The organism is Phenylobacterium sp. CCH9-H3 (genome assembly GCF_001557235.1).
Lineage (GTDB): Bacteria > Pseudomonadota > Alphaproteobacteria > Caulobacterales > Caulobacteraceae > Phenylobacterium.
Genome location: NZ_LSJI01000288.1, coordinates 1 through 19,658, shown reverse-complemented (window position 1 = coordinate 19,658; position 19,658 = coordinate 1). Strand labels below are relative to the sequence as shown.

Annotated in this window: 16 protein-coding genes; 8 read left to right on the top strand and 8 right to left on the bottom strand. The window is 70.5% G+C overall.

What is annotated here, in order from left to right; translation table 11 throughout:
- Nucleotides 1-1,639 (top strand): glutamate synthase-related protein (locus AX721_RS25595; protein ID WP_255373704.1); only part of this gene is annotated, 1,639 nt, incomplete at its 5' end.
- A 22-nt stretch (nucleotides 1,640-1,661) separates the two neighbouring features.
- Nucleotides 1,662-3,113 carry a glutamate synthase subunit beta gene (locus tag AX721_RS25590; protein ID WP_068878789.1) on the top strand — a complete coding sequence of 484 codons (1,452 nt, stop codon included), beginning with the start codon at nucleotides 1,662-1,664 and terminating at the stop codon, nucleotides 3,111-3,113.
- Here AX721_RS25590 and AX721_RS25585 read toward each other — a convergent pair.
- The 5 genes from AX721_RS25585 to hutI are packed head-to-tail and all read right to left on the bottom strand — an operon-like array spanning nucleotide 3,110 to nucleotide 8,880.
- Nucleotides 3,110-3,676, bottom strand: a complete 567-nt coding sequence (locus AX721_RS25585) for a HutD family protein (protein ID WP_068878788.1) — start codon at nucleotides 3,674-3,676, stop codon at nucleotides 3,110-3,112. The genes AX721_RS25590 and AX721_RS25585 overlap by 4 nt on opposite strands.
- Nucleotides 3,676-5,343, bottom strand: a complete 1,668-nt coding sequence (hutU, locus tag AX721_RS25580; RefSeq protein ID WP_068878787.1) for a urocanate hydratase — start codon at nucleotides 5,341-5,343, stop codon at nucleotides 3,676-3,678. Before hutU ends, AX721_RS25585 begins: the two co-directional genes overlap by 1 nt.
- The gene (gene hutG / locus AX721_RS25575; protein ID WP_068878786.1) at nucleotides 5,340-6,152 is read right to left on the bottom strand and encodes an N-formylglutamate deformylase; all 813 of its coding nucleotides are present in this window, start codon (nucleotides 6,150-6,152) and stop codon (nucleotides 5,340-5,342) included. The genes hutU and hutG overlap by 4 nt, the downstream gene beginning before the upstream one ends.
- Nucleotides 6,149-7,690 (bottom strand): histidine ammonia-lyase, encoded by a 1,542-nt coding sequence (hutH, locus tag AX721_RS25570; protein ID WP_197422719.1) that lies wholly within the window; start codon nucleotides 7,688-7,690, stop codon nucleotides 6,149-6,151. The genes hutG and hutH overlap by 4 nt, the downstream gene beginning before the upstream one ends.
- Nucleotides 7,675-8,880, bottom strand: coding sequence for an imidazolonepropionase (hutI, locus tag AX721_RS25565; protein ID WP_068878784.1), 1,206 nt, complete (start codon nucleotides 8,878-8,880; stop codon nucleotides 7,675-7,677). Before hutI ends, hutH begins: the two co-directional genes overlap by 16 nt.
- Before the next feature lie 104 nt (nucleotides 8,881-8,984).
- Here hutI and AX721_RS25560 point away from each other — a divergent pair, with 104 nt between their 5' ends.
- Both AX721_RS25560 and hutC read left to right on the top strand, forming a co-directional pair.
- The gene (locus AX721_RS25560) at nucleotides 8,985-10,343 is read left to right on the top strand and encodes a formimidoylglutamate deiminase (protein WP_068878783.1); all 1,359 of its coding nucleotides are present in this window, start codon (nucleotides 8,985-8,987) and stop codon (nucleotides 10,341-10,343) included.
- Nucleotides 10,340-11,059, top strand: coding sequence for a histidine utilization repressor (hutC, locus tag AX721_RS25555; protein WP_068878782.1), 720 nt, complete (start codon nucleotides 10,340-10,342; stop codon nucleotides 11,057-11,059). Before AX721_RS25560 ends, hutC begins: the two co-directional genes overlap by 4 nt.
- Here hutC and AX721_RS25550 read toward each other — a convergent pair.
- Nucleotides 11,056-12,060 carry a LacI family DNA-binding transcriptional regulator gene (locus tag AX721_RS25550; protein WP_068878781.1) on the bottom strand — a complete coding sequence of 335 codons (1,005 nt, stop codon included), beginning with the start codon at nucleotides 12,058-12,060 and terminating at the stop codon, nucleotides 11,056-11,058. The genes hutC and AX721_RS25550 overlap by 4 nt on opposite strands.
- 320 nt (nucleotides 12,061-12,380) lie before the next feature.
- Here AX721_RS25550 and AX721_RS25545 point away from each other — a divergent pair, with 320 nt between their 5' ends.
- Genes AX721_RS25545 through AX721_RS25530 form a run of 4 tightly spaced genes read left to right on the top strand, consistent with a single transcriptional unit; the run spans nucleotide 12,381 to nucleotide 16,753 of the window.
- Nucleotides 12,381-13,598 carry an MFS transporter gene (locus tag AX721_RS25545; RefSeq protein ID WP_068878780.1) on the top strand — a complete coding sequence of 406 codons (1,218 nt, stop codon included), beginning with the start codon at nucleotides 12,381-12,383 and terminating at the stop codon, nucleotides 13,596-13,598.
- 25 nt (nucleotides 13,599-13,623) lie between these two features.
- Complete coding sequence (locus tag AX721_RS25540; RefSeq protein WP_231733467.1) at nucleotides 13,624-14,556, top strand: sugar phosphate isomerase/epimerase; 933 nt, start codon at nucleotides 13,624-13,626, stop codon at nucleotides 14,554-14,556.
- Nucleotides 14,557-14,582: 26 nt separating this feature from the next.
- Entirely contained in the window at nucleotides 14,583-15,695 is a 1,113-nt protein-coding gene (locus tag AX721_RS25535; protein ID WP_068878778.1) for a Gfo/Idh/MocA family protein, read from the top strand.
- Nucleotides 15,696-15,697: 2 nt separating this feature from the next.
- Entirely contained in the window at nucleotides 15,698-16,753 is a 1,056-nt protein-coding gene (locus AX721_RS25530; protein ID WP_068878777.1) for a sugar phosphate isomerase/epimerase, read from the top strand.
- 32 nt (nucleotides 16,754-16,785) lie between these two features.
- On the opposite strand, the gene AX721_RS25525 is transcribed toward AX721_RS25530, so the two are convergent.
- Both AX721_RS25525 and AX721_RS25520 read right to left on the bottom strand, forming a co-directional pair.
- Nucleotides 16,786-18,588 (bottom strand): PAS domain S-box protein, encoded by a 1,803-nt coding sequence (locus AX721_RS25525; protein WP_068878790.1) that lies wholly within the window; start codon nucleotides 18,586-18,588, stop codon nucleotides 16,786-16,788.
- Nucleotides 18,589-18,691: 103 nt separating this feature from the next.
- Complete coding sequence (locus AX721_RS25520; RefSeq protein WP_231733466.1) at nucleotides 18,692-19,441, bottom strand: DUF1080 domain-containing protein; 750 nt, start codon at nucleotides 19,439-19,441, stop codon at nucleotides 18,692-18,694.
- Between the last annotated feature and the right edge of the window lie 217 nt (nucleotides 19,442-19,658).

Here is a 19,658-nt window from a genome sequence, read left to right as displayed (position 1 = left end):
CAGCCCGCCGCCGCACCACGACATCTATTCGATCGAGGACCTGGCCCAGCTCATCCACGACCTGAAGAACGTCAACGCCAAGGCCCGCATCTCGGTGAAGCTGGTCTCGGAGGTCGGCGTCGGCACCGTGGCCGCCGGGGTGGCCAAGGCGCGCGCGGACCACGTGACCATCTCGGGCTTCGAGGGCGGCACGGGCGCCAGCCCCCTGACCTCGCTGACCCATGCCGGCTCGCCCTGGGAGATCGGCCTGGCCGAGACCCAGCAGACCCTGCTGCTGAACGGCCTGCGCACCCGGATCGCGGTGCAGGTGGACGGCGGCCTGCGCACCGGGCGGGACGTGGCCATCGGCGCCCTCCTGGGCGCGGACGAGTTCGGCTTCGCCACCGCGCCGCTGATCGCCGCCGGCTGCATCATGATGCGCAAATGCCACCTGAACACCTGCCCGGTGGGGGTGGCGACCCAGGACCCGGTGCTGCGCGCACGCTTCACCGGCCAGCCCGAGCACGTGATCAACTACTTCTTCTTCGTGGCCGAAGAGCTGCGGGAGATCATGGCGCAGATGGGCTTCCGCACGCTCAACGAGATGATCGGGCGGGTGGACCGGCTGGACATGCGTCCGGCCGTCGACAACTGGAAGGCCCAGGGCGTGGACCTCTCGCGCCTGCTGTACGCCGCGCCGGCCGAGGCGGCGAAAGGCCTGTGGAACACCGAGCGCCAGGACCACGGCCTGGATAAGGCCCTGGACCATAAGTTCATCGCCGACAGCGAGGCCGCGCTGGAGCGGGGCGAGCCGGTCCGCGGCGAGTACGCGGTCCGCAACGTCAACCGCACCGTGGGCGCCATGCTCTCTGGCGAGGTGGCCAAGCGCTACGGCCATGCGGGCCTTCCGGAGGACACCATCGCCCTGACCCTGCGCGGGACGGCCGGGCAGAGCTTCGGCGCCTTCCTGGCGCGCGGGGTGAGCCTGACGTTGATCGGCGACGCCAACGACTATGTGGGCAAGGGCCTGTCGGGCGGCCGGGTCGTGGTGCGCCAGCCGGCGGAATCGCGCCGTGACCCCACCCGCAACATCGTGGTGGGCAACACCGTGCTCTATGGCGCCATCGCCGGCGAGGCCTACTTCGAGGGTGTGGCGGGCGAGCGGTTCGCCGTGCGCAACTCCGGCGCCGTGGCGGTCGTTGAAGGCGTGGGCGACCACGGCTGCGAATATATGACCGGCGGAGTGGTCGTGGTGCTGGGCGACACCGGCCGCAACTTCGCCGCCGGCATGAGCGGCGGCTTGGCCTATGTGTACGACCCGCTCCGCCGCTTCGATCCGCTCTGCAACAAGGCGATGGTCGACCTCGACGCGGTCGAATTGGCCCGCGTGGACGGCGACGACGTCCTGCGGCCCAGCCAGCGGGCGGTGTCGGTGGAGAACGCCGGCATGGGCGACCTGCTACGGTTCGACGCCGAGCGCCTGCGCATCCTCATCGAGCGCCACCACCTGCACACGGGCAGCCGGCGGGCGGCCGAGATCCTGGAGAACTGGGACCGGGCCCTGCCGTCGTTCGTGAAGGTGATGCCGAAGGACTTCCGGCGGGCGCTCACCGACATGGCCAAGGAACGCGACGCGGCCGCCGCCGTCGCTGCCGAATAATCCAGACTGCTGGGGAACGAAGATGGGCAAGCCGACCGGCTTTCTGGAAATCGAGCGCCACGACCGCGGCTATGCGCCGGTCGCCGAACGCCTGAAGCACTGGAAGGAGTTCGTGGAACCCCTGCCGCAGGACGAGCTGCGCCAGCAAGCCTCGCGCTGCATGAGCTGCGGGATTCCGTTCTGTCACCAGGGCTGCCCGGTGAACAACCAGATCCCCGATTTCAACGAGCTGGTCTATCGCGACCAATGGCGGGCGGCGCTGGACAACCTGCTGTCCACCAACAACTTCCCGGAATTCACGGGCCGGATCTGCCCCGCCCCGTGCGAGGCGTCCTGCACGCTGAATATCCAGGACACGCCGGTCACCATCAAGTCGATCGAATGCCAGATTATCGATCGCGGCTGGGAGGAGGGCTGGATCCGCCCCGAACCCTCGCCGCGCGGCACGGGCAAGCGGGTCGGCGTCGTGGGGTCCGGCCCGGCGGGCCTGGCCTGCGCCCAACAGCTGGCCCGGGCCGGCCACGCCACGACGGTGTTCGAGAAGTCGGATCGGGTGGGCGGCCTGCTGCGCTACGGCATCCCCGACTTCAAGATGGAGAAGCACCTCATCGACCGTCGCGTCCGGCAGATGGAGGCCGAGGGGGTCATCTTCCGCACCAGCTTCGACGTGGGTGGCATGGTCTCGGTCCAGCGCCTGCTGGACGACTACGACGTGCTGGTGATGGCCTGCGGGGCTGAGGCGCCGCGCGACCTGCCCGTGCCGGGCCGCGATCTGGCGGGCGTCCACTTCGCGATGGAATTCCTGGCCCAGCAGAACAAGCGCAACGCGGGCGATCCGGAGTCCATCGCCGCGCCCGACGGCACGATCGACGCCCGGGGCAAGCATGTGATCGTCATCGGCGGCGGCGACACCGGCTCGGACTGCATCGGCACCTCCAACCGCCAGGGCGCCGCCTCGGTGGTCCAGCTCGAGATCATGCCGATGCCGCCCGAGCGCGAGAACAAGACGCTCACTTGGCCGGATTGGCCGCTGAAGCTGCGCACCTCGTCCTCGCACCAGGAAGGCGCCGAGCGCGAGTTCGCCGTCGCCACCCGCCGCTTCATCGGCAAGGACGGCCAGGTCACCGCCATCGAGTGCGTGCGGCTGGAGTGGGTCGCCGGCGCCGACGGGCGGATGCAGATGCGCGAGATCCCCGGGTCGGAGTTCGAGCTGAAGGCGGACCTGGTCTTCCTCGCCATGGGCTTTGTCGGACCGACCCAGGCCGGCGTGGTCGAACAGAGCGGCGTCGACCTGGATCCGCGCGGCAACGTCCTGGCCGACACCAATGACTACCGGACCTCGCAGCCCAACATCTTCGCCTGTGGCGACGCGCGGCGCGGCCAGTCGCTGGTGGTGTGGGCGATCCGCGAGGGCCGCCAATGCGCTCGTGCGGTCGATGAGCACCTGATGGGCGCTTCGGCGCTGCCCCGCTAGCTGAAGGTCGCCAGGTAGGCGGTCGCGGGGCGGGCCGCCTCCAGCGCGACCGCCTCGCCCGGCTCCAGCAGCAGGGCGTCGAACCGCGCGAGGCTGAGGGGCGGGCCGCCCGCCACAGCCAGGACGGGGCCGCTGGCGGCGATCACCACCCGTTCCCCGGAGAACGGGCGGAGGGCCATCGGCCGGTCGATCTCCAGCCGTTCGAGCGCGCCGGTGACGACGCCTCGGCGCGTCATCACATTGAGATCCAGAACAGGTCCCTCGAGGACGCGCCCCGTCGTCGCCGCATCGCCCGGAAAGGCGGCCGGCGGGCTGGCGGGCGAGAGGTCGAACGCGCCGCCGTCCGCGACCGAGAGCGCCAGCCGCCCCTCCAGCACCGCCAGGATCCGGTCGACCTCGGGAAACGGCGAGAACGGCCCGTCGCTGCGGACCTCGGCCATGCTGACCCGCCAGCGGAAGTCGTCGAAGCCGGCGCCCGGCGGCGAGGCGGCGATCTCGCGGGTCACCCCGCCGCCGTTCTTCCAGGGCGCGGCGACGCGGAGCGCGGCGCGCAGGACCTGCATCAGCCCAGGATCCCCGGCAGATCGAGATGCTTCTCGCGGGCGACCTTGAGGGCGATGTCGTAGCCGGCGTCCGCGTGGCGCATGACGCCCGTCGCCGGGTCGTTCCACAGCACCCGGGCGATCCGCTTCGCCGCCGCCTCGGTGCCGTCGCAGACGATGACCATGCCGGCGTGCTGTGAAAAGCCCATGCCGACGCCGCCGCCATGGTGCAGCGAGACCCAGGTGGCGCCCGAAGCGGTGTTGAGCAGGGCGTTCAGCAGCGGCCAGTCCGACACCGCGTCGGTGCCGTCACGCATGGCCTCTGTCTCGCGGTTGGGCGAGGCGACGGAGCCGCTGTCCAGGTGGTCGCGGCCGATGACCACCGGCGCCTTCAGCTCGCCCTTCGCCACCATCTCGTTGAACGCCAGGCCCAGCCGGTCGCGATCGCCCAAGCCGACCCAGCAGATCCGCGCGGGCAGCCCCTGGAAGCGGATCTTCCGGGCCGCCATGTCGAGCCAATTGTGCAGGTGCGGGTTGTCTGGGATCAGCTCCTTCACCTTGGCGTCGGTCTTGGCGATGTCCTCCGGGTCGCCTGACAGAGCGGCCCAGCGGAACGGGCCGATCCCGCGGCAGAACAGGGGGCGAATGTAGGCCGGCACGAAGCCCGGGAAGTCGAAGGCGTTGGCGACCCCCGCCTCCTTGGCCATCTGGCGGATGTTGTTGCCGTAGTCGACGGTGGGCACGCCCGCGGCCTGGAAGTCGAGCATGGCCTGGACGTGCTCGGCCATGGAGGCCTTGGCGGCCTCCTCCACCTGTTTCGGATCCTGGGCGCGCATGGCGGCCCAGCGCTCCAGGCTCCAGCCCTTGGGCAGGTAGCCGTTGATGGGATCGTGGGCGCTTGTCTGGTCGGTGAGCAGGTCGGGCCGCACGCCGCGGGCGAACAGTTCGGGCAGCAGCTCGGCGGCGTTGCCCAACAGGCCGACCGAGATCGGCGCCTTGTCCAGGCAGGACCGTTCGATGAGCGCCAGGGCCTCGTCCACGTCCTTGGCCTGGCGGTCGAGGTAGCCGGTGCGCAGGCGCATATCGATGCTGGACTGCTGGCACTCGATGGCCAGGCACGAGGCGCCCGCCATCACAGCCGCCAGCGGCTGGGCGCCGCCCATGCCGCCCAGGCCCGCGGTGAGCAGCCAGCGGCCCGAGAGATCGCCGCCATAGTGCTGGCGGCCCATCTCCACGAAGGTCTCGTAGGTGCCCTGAACGATCCCCTGGGCGCCGATGTAGATCCACGACCCCGCGGTCATCTGGCCGTACATGGCCAGGCCCTTGCGATCGAGCTCGTTGAAGTGGTCCCAGGTGGCCCAGCGGGGCACGAGGTTGGAGTTCGCGATCAGCACCCGCGGCGCGTCGGCGTGGGTGCGGAACACGCCCACCGGCTTGCCCGACTGGACCAGCAGGGTCTCGTCGTCCTCCAGCCGGCGCAGGGTCTCAACGATGGCGTCGAAGCTCTCCCAGTCGCGCGCAGCGCGGCCGATGCCGCCATAGACCACCAGCTCCTCGGGCCGCTCGGCCACGTCCGGGTGCAGGTTGTTCATCAGCATCCGCAGCGGCGCCTCGGTGAGCCAGCTCTTGCACGAGAGCTCGGGGCCGGTGGCGGGGCGGATGACGCGGGTCTTGTCGAGGCGGGTCATGCTTTGGCGAAGTCCAGGCAGGCTTGAAGGACGCGGGTGAGCGTGGCGCGCATGGGGCCGGCGCGCTCAGGCGTGTACGGGGTGGGCCAGCTGGCCGAGGTCAGGAGGCCGGGCGGCTCGTCCATGTAGCCGCGGCAGGCGAGCTCCATCTGGATTGCATGGACGCCCTGGTGGGGCCGCCCGTAGTGGCGGGTCGTCCAGCCGCCCTTGAACCGGCCGTCCGTGACGCGGCTGAGTTCGCTGGCGTCGCAGGCGGCTTCGACCGCCGTCACCAGTGCGGCGTCGCAGCTCGCGCCCGAATTCGTGCCGATGTTGAAATTGGGCAGGAGGCCGTCGAACAACCGCGGGATGGCCGAGCGGATCGAGTGGGCCTCGTACAGCACCACCTTGCCGTGGATCGCGCGCAGGCGGTCTAGCTCGGTCCGCAGCGCGTCATGGTAGGGATCGAAATACGCAGCCCGCCGGTGCTCGATCTCGGCCTCGTCCGGGCCGTCGCGGCGGTAGAGCGGCTCGCCGTCGAAGGTGGTGGTGGGGCACAGGGCCGTGGTGGCCTGGCCGGGATAGAGCGAAGCGCCCGACGGGTCGCGGTTCACGTCGATGACCGTGCGGCTGATGGCCGTGCGGATGGTCGTGGCGCCGAGCGAGGGCGCGAAGTCGTAGAGCTTCTCGATCCACCAGTCGGCGTCCTTGCGGGCGAGCCAAGGCGAGATCAGGCGCGCGGCGATACCGGTCGGCAGCTCGGTCCCGGTGTGCGGGAAACTGACCACCAGCGGCGCGTCGCCGCGATGGATCTGTAGCCAGTCGGTCATGCGACCTCCGGCAGGGCCAGCCCCGCGGCGGTCACGACGACGCCGGCGCGCACCAGGCGGTTCGCGGCCTCGATGTCCGGGTGGAAGTGGCGGTCGTCGTCCAGGTGCGGCACCTGCGCGCGCAGCAGAGACCGGGCGGCTTCCAGCGCCGGGCTCGAGGTCAACGGCCGGTGGAAATCACAACCTTGCGCGGCCGCCAGAAGCTCGATCCCCACCACGGCCGTGGCGTTGCGGGCCATCGGCAGCAGCCGCGCCGCGCCATGGGCGGCCATGGAGACGTGGTCCTCCTGGTTGGCGGAGGTCGGGATCGAGTCCACGCTGGCCGGATAGGCGCGCTGCTTGTTTTCGGAGACCAGGGCGGCCGCGGTCACCTGCGGGATCATGAAACCCGAGTTCAGGCCGGGCCTGGGCGTCAGGAAGGCCGGCAGGCCGCTCAGCGCCGGGTCCACCAGCATGGCGATCCGCCGCTCGGCGAGGGAGCCGATTTCGCAGATGGCCAGGGCGATCATGTCGGCGGCGAAGGCCACCGGCTCCGCATGGAAGTTGCCCCCCGACAGCGCCTCGTCGGTGTCGGCGAAGATCAGCGGGTTGTCCGAGACGCCATTGGCTTCGTAGCCGAGCGTCGTGGCGGCCTGCCGCAGGACGTCCAGCGCGGCGCCCATCACCTGCGGCTGGCAGCGCAGGCAGTAGGGGTCCTGCACCCGCTCGTCGTCCTTCAGGTGCGAGGCCCGGATCGCCGATCCGGACATCAGCGCGCGCAGGGCGTCTCCGGCCTCGATCTGCCCCGGCTGGCGGCGCAGGGCGTGAATGCGGTGGTCGAAGGGCGTGTCCGAGCCTTTGGCCGCCTCGGTCGACAGCGCCCCGGTCACCAGCGCCGTCTGCAGCAGGCGCTCGGCTTCGAACAGGCCGGCCAGGGCGTTGGCGGTTGAGAACTGGGTGCCGTTGAGCAGGGCCAGGCCCTCCTTCGGCCCCAGGGCCAGCGGCGCCAGGCCAGAGGCGCGCAGGGCCATGTCGGCCGGCTGGCGCGCTCCGCCCACCTCGATCTCGCCCACGCCGATCATGGCGGCCGCCATGTGGGCCAGCGGCGCGAGGTCGCCCGAGGCTCCCACGGATCCCTGGGCCGGAACCACCGGCGTCAGGCCGGCGACGATCATCTTCTCCAGCAGGGCGATGGTGGCGGGCCGCACGCCCGAGGCGCCCTGGGCCAGGCTGGCCAGCTTCAGCGCCATCATCAGCCGCACGATGGCGGTGGGTGACGGTTCGCCCGTCCCGGCGGCGTGGGACAGCACGATGTTGCGCTGGAGGGTGGCGAGGTCGGCGGCGTCGATCCGCACGCTGGCCAGCTTTCCGAAGCCCGTGTTGATCCCATAGACCGGCTCGCCCTTGGCCAGGATGCGCTGCACCGCCGCCGAACTCTCGGCGATCGGGCCCGCGGCGGAAGCGGGCAAGCGGACGGACGCGCCGCGATAGATTTCGCGCCAGTCGGCGAGCGGGGTGTCGCCGGGAACCAGCAGGACGTCGGTCAAAGGCCTCTCCAGACGCGGGCGTGCAGGGGGTTGAAGCCCATCCGGTAGACGAGCTCGGCGGGCCGCTCGATGTCCCAGATGGCGAGATCGCAGGCCTTGCCCGCTTCGAGCGTTCCGGTGTCGCTGAGGCGGCCTAGGGCGCGGGCGGCCTCGCGGGTGACGCCGGCCAGGCACTCGTCCACCGTGAGGCGGAACAGGGTCGCGGCCATGTTCATCGTCAGCAGCAGCGAGGTGAGCGGCGAGGTGCCGGGGTTGCAATCGGTGGCCAGGGCCAACGGCACGCCGGCTGCCCGCAGGGCCTCGATCGGCGGCGGCCGGTTCTCGCGGACGAAGTAGTAGGCGCCGGGCAGCAGCGTCGCCACGGTCCCGGCCCGGGCCATGGCCGCGATGCCCGCTTGGTCCAGGTGTTCGAGATGGTCGGCCGACAGGGCGCCGAACTCGGCGGCCAGGGCCGCGCCGTGCAGGTTCGAGAGCTGCTCGGCGTGCAGCTTCACCGGCAGGCCGTGCGCCTTTGCGGCCTCGAAGACCCGGCGGGTCTGGGCGGGCGTGAAGCCGATCCCCTCGCAGAAGGCGTCGACGGCGTCCGCGAGGCCCTCGGCGGCGACGGCGGGGATCATCTCGCGGCAGACCCGATCGATGTAGCCGTCCGGATCGCCCTTGAACTCGGGGGGCAGGGCGTGGGCGCCCAGGAAGGTGGTGGTGACCGTGACCGGCCGGACCTGTCCCAGGCGGCGGGCGGCCCGCAGGGACTTCCGCTCGTCGGCCAGCGACAAGCCGTAGCCGGACTTGATCTCGACGGTCGTCAAGCCCTCGGCGATCAGGGCGTCCAGGCGGGGCAGGGCCTGGGCGATGAGCTCGTCTTCGGTGGCGGCGCGGGTGGCCGCCATGGTCGAGACGATGCCGCCGCCGGCGCGGGCGATCTCCTCATAGGAGGCGCCGGCCAGGCGCAGCTCGAACTCGCGGGCGCGGTCCCCGCCGAAGACCAGATGCGTGTGCGGGTCGATGAGGCCAGGCATGATCCAGCGGCCCTCGCAGTCGACGGTCTCGCCGGCCTCGAACGCCGGCGCATCGGCCTCGGGCCCGACCCAGGCGATGCGACCCTCCCGGCTCGCCACCGACCCGCGCTCGACGACGCCCAGGCCCGGCCTATCCGGGGCCAGGGTGGCGAGGCGGGCGTTCCGCCAGAGCCGGTCGCAGCGCAACGAAGCCTCCCGTCAGGTCGTGGCCGCAACCTAGCCCTCGGGCTTGTTATTGTATAGACATAAGTGTCGCTTGCGAGCCTTCGCGACGCGGCTGAGGAAAGGTCATGGCCGACGCCGCGCTCTGGTTCGAACACGCCCTTCTGCCCGAGGGCTGGGCTGAACGCGTGCGGATCGAGACCACGAACGGCGTCGTGTCCGCCGTCCACGCCGCCGCTGATCCGGAGCCCGGTGACGAACGCGGCGGGATCGCCGCCCCCGGGCTTCCCAACCTGCATAGCCACGCCTTCCAGCGGGCCATGGCTGGCCTCACCGAGGTCCGCGGACCGGAGGGCGACAGCTTCTGGACCTGGCGCGAGCTGATGTACCGCTTCGTGGCCGACCTCGGGCCGGACGACGTGGAAGCCATCGCCGCCCAGGCCTTCGTCGAGATGCTGGAGAGCGGCTTCACGCGGGTGGGCGAGTTCCACTACCTGCACCACGGCCCCGACGGCGGCGGCTATGCCAATCCGGCCGAGATGGCCGCCCGGATCGCGGCCGCGGCCGATGCGGCCGGCATCGGCCTGACCCTGCTGCCGGTGTTCTACGCCCACTCGGGTTTCGGCGGCGCGCCCCCCGCGCTTGGGCAGCGGCGGTTCGTCAACAGCGTGGAGTCCTACGCGCGCCTGCACGAGGCGTCACAGGCCGCGGTCTCCAGCCTGCCCGACGCGGTGGTCGGCGTCGCGCCGCACAGCCTGCGCGCGGTCACGGAAGACCAGTTGCGCCTGGTCGCTGGCATGACTGGCCCGATCCACATCCACATCGCCGAACAGGTGAAGGAGGTGGACGACTGCCTGGCCTGGAGCGGGGCGCGGCCAGTGGAATGGCTGCAGGACCGGTTCGCGGTCGACGACCGCTGGTGCTTGGTCCACGCCACCCACATCACCGAGGGCGAGCGCCGGCGGATGGCCAGCCGGGGCGCCGTGGCGGGTCTGTGCCCCATCACAGAGGCGAACCTGGGCGACGGCGTCTTCCCCGCCGCGCGATACTTGGCCGAGGGCGGGGCCTTCGGGGTCGGCTCGGACTCCAACGTCCGCATCGACGCGGCCGAGGAGCTGCGCCTGCTGGAGTACGGCCAGCGCCTGACCCGGCGGGCCCGCAACATCCTGGCCGGGCGGGAGGGAGAGTCCATCGGCGCCCGCCTCTATCGCGGCGCGCTTGCTGGCGGCGGACAGGCGCTGGGGGTTCCGCAGCCGCCGGGTCTGGCCGTCGGCGCCCCGGCCGACGTCGTCAGCTTTCCCGCGGGCCACGAGGCCTTCTCCGCACGGTCGGGCGATGCCTGGCTGGACAGCCGGATCTTCGCCGCGGGGCCGGTGGAGCACGTCTGGCGTCGCGGCGTGCGCGTGGTCGAGGACGGTCGCCACCTCGCCCGAGGTCCGATCGCCATGCGCTACCGGGCGGTGCTGGCCCGGTTGCTTGGCCGATGAGCGAGGCCAGCCTGCACCGGCGTATCCGCGCCGACATCTCCGAGCGCATCCTGTCCGGCGCCTGGCCGCCGGGCCACCGGGTGCCGGCCGAGCATGAGCTGATGGCCGAATACGGCTGTTCGCGGATGACCGTGAACAAGGCCCTTGCGCCCCTGGCGGAACAGGGGCTGATCGTGCGGCGGCGCAAGGCCGGCTCGTTCGTCGCCCGCCCGCGCATCCATTCCGTGGTCCTCGACATCCCGGACATCGCCGCCGAGGTCACGGCCCGGGGAGAGCCCTACGGCTACGAACTGCTGTCGCGCACCATGCGGATCGCCACCGCGCAGGAGACGGCGGAGCTCGGCCTGGACCGCCCGGTCGAGGTGCTGACGCTGCGCTGCCTGCACCGGGCCAGCAGCCGGCCGTTCGCCCTGGAGGATCGCCTGATCAACCTGGACGCTGCGCCGGAAGCGGCCGCGGCCGACTTCGCCGCCAACCCGCCGGGCGGCTGGCTGCTGGGCCACGTGCCCTGGACCGAGGCCGAGCACCGGATCAGCGCCGCCAATGTCCTAAAGCCCGTGGCGACGATCCTGGGCATCGCCCCCACCGCCGCCTGCCTGGTCCTGGAGCGCCGGACCTGGCGCGGCGAGGACCGGATCACCCACGTCCGGCTCACCTTCCCGGGCGAGGCCTATGACCTGGTCGCCCGCTTCGCCCCGCGCGGCGAGGCGGCTTAGGGGGCGGGCGCCGTACTGTCGCGGACCACCAGGCGGTGGGGCAGGGTCACCTGCTGGAAGTCCTGGCTGCGGCCGGCGAAGATCTCCAGCAGGAGGCGCACCGCCTCCTGGCCCAGTTGTTCCATCGGCTGGGCGACGGTGGTCAGCGCGGGATTCAGGTGCTTTGCGAAGCGGATGTCGTCGAACCCCACCAGCGACACGTCCTGCGGGCACTGCAGCCCCTTCCGCCTCAGAGCGTCCAGGGCGCCCATGGCCATCTCATCCGAGAAGCAGAACAGGGCGGTCAGGGCTGGGTCCGCGTCCAGCAGGCTCAAGGTCTCGCGCACCCCGGACTCGATGGAGAAGTCGCCTGTGGCGATGCGCAAGCCCGCGCCCTGGCTCCGGGCGCCGGCGGCGGCATGGACGCCCGCCAGGCGATCGCGGCTGATCGGGCTGGCCAGCGGACCCGTGATCACGCCGATGCGTGTGTGCCCCAGGCCGTAGAGGTGCTCCATGGCCTCGGCGGCGGCGCGCTCGTTGTCGATGTGGGCGCTGGAGACGGCCAGATCGGGACTGAACTCGCAGCCGTTGACGATCGGCGCGCGCGGGCCTTGCGCCTGCATCATGTCGGTGAGCGAGTCCGGCAACCGGTGACCCAGGAAGATCAGGCCGTCCGCTTCCTTGCGCCGTAGCATCTCGCCGTAGCGCTCCTCGCGCTCTGCGTCATGGCGCGTGTCGCCCAGCAGCACCGAATAGCCGGCGGCCTGCGCCGCCTGTTCCACGCCCCGGATCACCTGCGAGAAGAAGGGGTTCGAGATATCGGGCACCGTCACCAGGATCTTCTCGGCCCGCAGCGTCCGCAGCATTTTTGCGGCCATGTTCGGCGCGTAGCCCAGGGCGTTGACGGCGGTCATCACCCGCAGCCGCGTGGGCTCGGCCACCAGCTCGGGCGTGCTGAGCACCCGCGAGACCGTCGCGGTCGAGACCCCGGCGCTCCGGGCGACGTCCTGAATCGTGGCCATGCCGGACACTGGCGACCCGGGCGAAGCAATTCAAGGCGTGGGGCGGAGCCTGACCGGAAGCTCCTCACCGCAGCGCGCGCCGCAGGCGCCGTTTTCACCGCCAAGACGCCAAGTTCGCCAAGAGGCTTCAGCGGCGGCAGCGCCTTGGCGTTCTTGGCGTCTTGGCGGTGATCCTGGCGGCGCTGACGCGCGCGGCAGGGCCTCGACGCCCCGGTTGCCTGTCCTCAAGGGCTTTGCTATCCCTGAAATCGATTACATCGAGCGGACGCAGGCCCACGCAAGAGCGCCGCACCGCAGGCCTGTCGGGAGGGGCCAGGGGCATGACGCAACAGGCGCGGCTTTTCCTGATGATGGTGCTCCAGCTCGCCGTCTGGGGCGCCTGGGCGCCGAAGCTGTTTCCCTACATGGGCATGCTGGGGTTCGCCCCCTGGCAGCAGTCGCTGGTGGGAAGCTCCTGGGGCTTCGCGGCCCTGGCCGGCATCTTCTTCTCCAACCAGTTCGCGGATCGAAACTTCGCCGCCGAGCGGTTCATGGCCGCCAGCCACCTCATCGGCGGCCTGGCCCTGATCGGCTGCGCCTTCGCCACCGATTTCTGGCCCTTCTTCGCCTGCTACCTGGCCTTCAGCTTCGTCTATGTGCCGACGCTGTCGGTCTCCAACTCGATCGCCTTCGCCAACCTGGCCGACCCGGCCAAGGACTTCGGCGCCGTCCGGATGGGCGGCACCATCGGCTGGATGTTGGTCTCCTGGCCGTTCGTGTTCCTGCTGGGCGCCCAGGCCGGGCCGGAACAGGTGCGCTGGATCTTCCTGGTGGCGGCCATCGTCTCGTTCGCCCTCGCGGCCTACAGCCTCACCCTGCCGCACACGCCGCCCAAGAAGGACGCCGCCGGCGCCGACCCCCTGGCCTGGCGCGAGGCGATCCGGCTGCTGCGCGTCCCCTTCGTGGCGGTGCTGTTCCTGGTCACCTTCATCGATAGCGTGATCCACAACGGCTATTTCGTCATGGCCGACGCCTTCCTGACCGACCGCGTCGGGATCGCCGGCAACCTCAGCATGGTGGTGCTCAGCCTGGGCCAGCTGGCCGAGATCGTGACGATGTTCGTCCTGGGCGGCGTACTGATCCGGGTGGGGTGGAAGATCACCATGATCATCGGGATCCTGGGTCACGCGGCCCGGTTCGCGGTCTTCGCCTTCGCCGCCGACAGCGTGCCGACCATCGTCGCCGTCCAGCTGCTGCACGGCGTCTGCTACGCCTTCTTCTTCGCCACCGTGTACATCTTCGTGGACGCCGCCTTCCCCAAGGACGTCCGCTCCAGCGCCCAGGGGCTGTTCAACCTGCTGATCCTGGGGGTCGGCAATGTGGTGGCGAGCTTCCTCTTCCCCACGCTGATGGGCCGGCTGAAGGACCCCGCCACCGGCGCGGTCGACTACCAGAGCCTGTTCCTTGTACCGACGGGCATGGCGCTGGCCGCCGTCCTGCTGCTCGCCCTGTTCTTCCGCCCGCCGACCCGGGCGCCCGAATCCGCGGCCGTTGCATGAGCCCGGCAACCGAAGGAGACGTCCCTTGCGCCCCATCTCGCCCGAACTTCACAGGCGCGCCTTCCTCGCGGCGGGTCTTGCGGCCATGACGGCCGGCGGCGGCGCCAGCGCGGCGGCCCAGCCCTTTTTCAAGCGCCACGGCCTGCCGATCGGCATCCAGCTCTACACCCTGGCGCCCGAGGCGGCGAAGGACCTGGAGGGCACGTTGAAGGCGGTGGCCGGCGTCGGTTACAGGTCGATCGAGCTGCAGGGCCTGCTGGGCCGTTCCGGCGCCCAGATGCGGGCCGCACTGGACGCGGCGGGCGTCACCTGCGCCAGCATCCACGTCCAGGGCCGCGGCCAGCTCGACGGCGACCTCGCCAAGCTGGCGGACGACCTCGGTGCGATCGGCGTCAAGTACGCCGTCATGCCGGTCCCCCTGATCTCCAACCAGCAGATCCAGGCGGCCGGAGGCGACTGGCGCAAGGCCCTCGCCCTGCTCACGGCCGACGACTGGAAGGCCAACGCCGACTTCCTGAACGAGAAGGCCGCCGTGCTGGCGAAGTCGGGGATCAAGCTCGGCTACCACAACCACAATTTCGAGTTCGCGCCGCTGGGGTCGACCAACGGCATGGAGATCCTGTTCGAGAAGACCGATCCGGCGCTGGTGACCTTCGAGATCGACGTCGGCTGGGTGGCGGCGGCGGGCCTCGACCCCGCGGCCCTGCTCCAGCGGTACAAGGGGCGGGTCAGCCTGATTCACATGAAGGACATCAAGCCGGAAACCCAACCCAACTTCGCCCTGAAGATGGACCCGACCGAGGTGGGCTCGGGCAAGCTTCCCTGGGCGACCCTGTTGCCGGCGGCCTACGCCGCCGGCGTCCGCGGGTTCTACGTGGAGCAGGAGCCGCCGTTCGCGCGGCCGCGCATCGAAGCGGCCAAGATCAGTCACGACTTCCTGGCCGGTCTCAAGGCGTGACGGCGAGAGGCCCCATTCGCCTGGCGATGGTCGGCGGCGGCCCGGGTTCGTTCATCGGGCCGGTCCATCGCATGGCCGCAGAGCTCGATGGCCGCATCCGCCTGGTGGCCGGCGCCTTCAGCCGTGATCCGGGCAAGAGCGCCGAGGCCGCTCGGGCCTGGGGCGTGGCCGAGGCGCGGACCTACGGCGACCATCGCGCCATGATCGCCGCCGAGGCGGCGCGCGCGGACGGCGCCGAACTGGTGGCCGTGGTGACCCCGAACCACCTGCACTTCGACGTGTCCGCCGCGGCGCTGAACGCGGGCTTGCACGTGATGAGCGACAAGCCGGCCACCCTGGACCTGGCCCAGGCCAAGGCCCTGGCCGAGATCGTGGCCGCCTCGGGCAAGCTCTACGGCCTGACCCACACCTACACCGGCTATCCCATGGTGCGGCAGGCGCGCGAGATCGTGCGGCGGGGTGACCTGGGCGCCGTGCGCAAGATCGTCGTCGAATATTCCCAAGGCTGGCTTTCGCGGCCCCTCGAGCGCGGCGGTGACAAGCAGGCCGGCTGGCGCGCGGACCCGTCGCAGTCGGGCGTCGGCGGGTGCATTGGCGATATCGGGGTCCACGCCTTCAACCTGGCGGAGTTCATCGCCGGCGTGCGTGTGCAGCGCCTGTGCGCCGACGTCTCCACGGTGGTGGAGGGCCGGGCGCTGGACGACGACTGCAACGTCCTGCTGCGATTCGCAGGCGGCGCGCGCGGCGTGCTGGTGGCGTCGCAGATCTCGGCCGGCGCGCGCAACGGCCTCAGGATTTCCGTCTATGGCGAACTGGGCGGCCTCTCCTGGAGCCATGAGCGGCACACCGAGCTGACCGTCGACTGGCTGGACGGGCCCGGCCAGACCCTGCACGCCGCCTCGCCCTATCTGGCCGATATCGCGCGGGCCGGATCGCGAATCCCAACCGGCCACCCGGAAGGCTTCATCGAGGCCTTCGCCAACCTCTACCGCGACATGGCCGACGCCATCGCCGAGGGCCGTCCCGATGCGGGGCTGGTGCCGGACATCGGCGAGGGCGTGCGCGGCATGGCTTTCGTCGAGACGGCGGTGGCCGCCAGCCGGTCCGGCGCCGGCTGGGTCGAACTGCAAGGAGCCTGACGTTGAAGACCCTCAAGGGCCCCGGCATCTTCCTGGCCCAGTTCCTCGGCAGCGAGGCGCCATTCGACCGCCTGGACACGATCGCGAAGTGGGCGGCCGACCTGGGCTACGTTGGCGTCCAGATGCCCACCGGCGGCGCGGACTCGATCTTCGACCTGGAGCGGGCGGCGGAGAGCCAGGCCTATTGCGACGACATCGCCGGCTTGCTGGCGGGCCATGGCCTGCAGATCACAGAGCTGTCGACCCACCTGCAGGGCCAGCTGGTGGCCGTTCACCCGGCCTACGACGAGCTGTTCGACGGCTTTGCTCCGCCGGCGCTGCGCGGAAATCCCAAGGCGCGGCAGGAATGGGCGGTTGGCCAGTTGAAGGCGGCGGCCCGCGCCAGCCAGCGCCTGGGCCTCACGGCGCACGCTACCTTCTCCGGGGCTCTGGCGTGGCCCTACCTCTACCCCTGGCCGCAACGGCCGGCGGGCCTGGTGGAGGAGGCGTTCGCCGAGCTCGGCCGGCGCTGGAAACCGATCCTGGACGTATTCGACGCCTGCGGCGTGGACGCCTGCTACGAGATCCATCCGGGCGAGGACTTGCACGACGGCGCGACCTTCGAGCGGTTCCTGGACGTGGTGGACGGCCATCCGCGCGCCAACATCCTCTACGATCCCAGCCACTTCGTGCTGCAGCAGTTGGACTACCTGGACTTCATCGACCGCTACCACCCGCGGATCCGCGCCTTCCACGTGAAGGACGCCGAGTTCCGGCCGAACGGTCGCTCTGGCGTCTACGGCGGCTACCAGGGCTGGGTCGACCGGCCGGGCCGCTTCCGCTCGCCGGGCGACGGCCAGGTGGATTTCGGCGCCATCTTCTCCAAGTTCGCCGCCTACGACTATCCCGGTTGGGCCGTGCTGGAATGGGAGTGCGCGCTCAAGCACCCGGAGGACGGCGCCCGCGAAGGCGCGCCCTTCATCCGCGACCACATCATCCGCGTGACCGAACGCGCCTTCGACGACTTCGCCAGCTCGGGTGTGGACGCCGCGGCCAACCGGCGTCTTCTCGGGCTATAGCGCCCGCGTCCGTCGGACGCCGGCCCGGAAGGTCAAGCGGCTTTGCGGACGCGAATAAGTTCGCTGTCGAGCAGTTGCACGTCCACCGGCTTTCGCACGCGGGGCCACTGATCGTAGGCGGAGTCGGTTTCGAGGTGCTCGTAGCCCGAGCAGAAGACGAACGGAACCCGGCGCGCGCGAAGCCATTCGGCGAGCGGATAGACGAGTTCTCCGCGCAGGTTGACGTCAAGGACGGCCACGTCGGGCAGGGTGTCTGCGAGAAGTCGGCGCGCCTCTCCAACCGTCGCGGCCGGCCCCACGATATCCCAACCGAGCTTGCTCAGGTCCTGGGCGAGCGCCATCGCGATAAGCGCCTCGTCCTCCACGACCAGAAGTCGTCCGCGGCCGGTCCCCCGCGACTCGCGCAAGGCCTGGACGACCTCCGCACTGGCCGGCGCCGCCGCGAGCTCGGCGCGATAGGCGGAGGCCGGCAGGGTCGCCATCACGCGCATGCCCTGCGCCGGCCATACGATCTGGAGTCCTCCGCCCAGTTGGCGCGTCACGACCTCTCGGATGAGGGTGGAGCCGAACCCGAATTCACCCGGCTGGGCGACCGGTGGGCCGCCGTCTTCCTCCCACTGGAGCTGCAGTTCCCCGTCGTCGCGGACGGTCCAGCCCACGTCCACGCGGCCGGTTTCCACGGACAGTGAGCCGTACTTGACGGCGTTCGTCGCCAGCTCATGGATCAGCAGGCCTAGCGGTTGCACCGCGCTTGGTTTGAGGGCCAGGCTCGGGCCCTGCGCCACCACCTGTCCCGCGCGCCCATAGCCGGCCGTTTCGTCCGTGACGATCTGGCGAAGGTCGCCGCCCTGCCAACTGTTCTGCGCCAGCAGCGAGTGTGCGCGCCCCAACGCGGAAATGCGGCCGCGGACGGCCTCGATGAATGCTTCCTTCGTCGCGGCGCGCGTGAGCGAGACGACGCTCTGCACCACGGCAAGTGCGTTCTTGGCGCGGTGGTCCACCTCCCGCGCCAGGAGTTCGCGAGCTTCCTCGTTGGCGCGCCGCTCGGTGATGTCGCGCAAGATGACGGTGCCGAGTCGCGCCCCTCCTACCTGGACGTGGGAGATGGAGGCCTCCACCGGGAACTCCTCGCCATTGGCGCGCAGCGCGCTGACCGCGCCCAGGGCGCCCATCCGGCGGTTGGTGGCGCCCATCTCTTTGAAGCGGTCGATGTGGCGGCCATGCCCGTTGCGGAAGCGCTCCGGGATGAACCGCTCGATCGAGGTGCCGATCGCCTCTGCCGCCACCACATCGAACATCCGCTCGGCGGCGGGATTGAAAACCAGGATCCGATGCTGCTCATCGATCGTGATGAGGGCGTCCATCGCCGACTCGACGATCGCCTCCATGCGCTGGCGGCTCTCCAGCAGAGCCGCCTCGGCCGCCCGTCGCTCGGTGATATCGCGCAGGATGACGGTGCCGAGCTTCTCGTCGCCAATCTGAACCTGGGAGATCGAAGCCTCGATGGGGAATTCCTCGCCGTTGGCGCGCAGGCCGCTGATCGCGCCGAGGGATCCCATCTGCCGGTTCGTGTCTCCGGTCTCGATGAAGCGTCGGATGTGGTCCGAATGCCCGGCCCGATGCCGGTCGGGAACCAGGTTGGAGATCGGCTGACCCAGCGCGTCGGCGGCCTTGAGACCGAACATGCGCTCGGCGGCGGGGTTGAACACGACGATACGCTGTTCCCCGTCGACCGTGATGATCGCGTCCATCGCGGAGGCGAGGATCCCCTCGAGGCGCTTCATGGTCTCAAGGGCGCCCTGCGCCGACTGGAGCGCATGGGAACGATCGGTCATGAACAACCCCCCAAATGACCTGACGCCACTATGGGGTGAACTCCCTAGAGTGACAATCGGACGGGGATTGAGCGTCTTGACGCAGGCTGACCGGCGTCGCCGCCTATTGCAGCGTCTGCACCTCGATGTCCTTGAAGGCGATGGGGTGGCCCTCGCTCTGCAGGGCGATGTAGCCCTCCGTCACAGCCAGCACGCCGCCACGTTCGGCGATCAGGCGCCTGGCGTCGGCGGCCGCCATCGGGTCGGCGGGGTCGAGCGCGATATCGGCGTAGCGGTGGACCACCTGTCCGTCGATCTTCTCGGTCACCCGGCCGTCGGGCAGAACCTCCAGCTCCAGCTTCGTCCAGGCGCCGTTCGGAATGGTCGGGCCGGTCGAGGGGGTGCAATGTTCGGCTTGGCGCTTGCCCTCGATCGTGATGCTGACGCCGGGCGTGCAGACGGCGCCGGTAGGGCGGGGTCCATCGCCCTCCTTCCCCAGGATCTGGAACTCCACGGAGACCGGGAACGGCTGGTTCAGGCCCATGCTCTCCGGGCTCTGGCTGTGGAACATCACGCCGCTGTTGCTGCGCGCCCAAGCGGGCGTATCGGGCAGGGGCGGCTCCAGCACCTTGTACATCAGCCGCAGGCGATAGGCCTTGAACGGCGTCTTGTAGAACAGGTGGCCGAACTGCAGCGCGAACCGGTCGTAGCCGGCGTAGGAGACCTGGATCGCCCCGTCCTTCACGACGAAGGTATCGCGCCAGTTCTCGCCCAACGGGTGGCGCGAGATCTTCGCGGTCCAGCCGTCCAGGGTTTTGCCGTCGAAGATCGGCCGCCAGGGGCCCGCCGTCTGCGCCCACGCCGGCGCCGGCATCGTTGCGCCCACGACAACGAGCGCTACTGCGCCCCATCTCCTCCAGGTCATTTTCGCCGCCTCCCAACGGTCATTGCCGGCTTGAAGTGTAATCGATTTCATGGAACCTAGAAGGCAATCAATGACGGTCCGCGGGACGGTGCTCGCGCCGGGCTGCATAAGGGGTGGATCATGGCGAACCTCAACACCCGGGCGCGGGCGGAGAACACCTACGACG

What these genes read in the sequence shown, in the direction of transcription:
- AX721_RS25590 (WP_068878789.1), top strand. Translation starts at nt 1,662, where the DNA reads ATGGGCAAGCCGACCGGCTTTCTGGAAATCGAGCGCCACGACCGCGGC.
- AX721_RS25585 (WP_068878788.1), bottom strand. Translation starts at nt 3,676, where the DNA reads ATGCAGGTCCTGCGCGCCGCGCTCCGCGTCGCCGCGCCCTGGAAGAAC.
- hutU (WP_068878787.1), bottom strand. Translation starts at nt 5,343, where the DNA reads ATGACCCGCCTCGACAAGACCCGCGTCATCCGCCCCGCCACCGGCCCC.
- hutG (WP_068878786.1), bottom strand. Translation starts at nt 6,152, where the DNA reads ATGACCGACTGGCTACAGATCCATCGCGGCGACGCGCCGCTGGTGGTC.
- AX721_RS25560 (WP_068878783.1), top strand. Translation starts at nt 8,985, where the DNA reads ATGGCCGACGCCGCGCTCTGGTTCGAACACGCCCTTCTGCCCGAGGGC.
- hutC (WP_068878782.1), top strand. Translation starts at nt 10,340, where the DNA reads ATGAGCGAGGCCAGCCTGCACCGGCGTATCCGCGCCGACATCTCCGAG.
- AX721_RS25550 (WP_068878781.1), bottom strand. Translation starts at nt 12,060, where the DNA reads ATGGCCACGATTCAGGACGTCGCCCGGAGCGCCGGGGTCTCGACCGCG.
- AX721_RS25545 (WP_068878780.1), top strand. Translation starts at nt 12,381, where the DNA reads ATGACGCAACAGGCGCGGCTTTTCCTGATGATGGTGCTCCAGCTCGCC.
- AX721_RS25535 (WP_068878778.1), top strand. Translation starts at nt 14,583, where the DNA reads ATGGTCGGCGGCGGCCCGGGTTCGTTCATCGGGCCGGTCCATCGCATG.
- AX721_RS25525 (WP_068878790.1), bottom strand. Translation starts at nt 18,588, where the DNA reads ATGACCGATCGTTCCCATGCGCTCCAGTCGGCGCAGGGCGCCCTTGAG.
- AX721_RS25520 (WP_231733466.1), bottom strand. Translation starts at nt 19,441, where the DNA reads ATGCCGGCGCCGGCGTGGGCGCAGACGGCGGGCCCCTGGCGGCCGATC.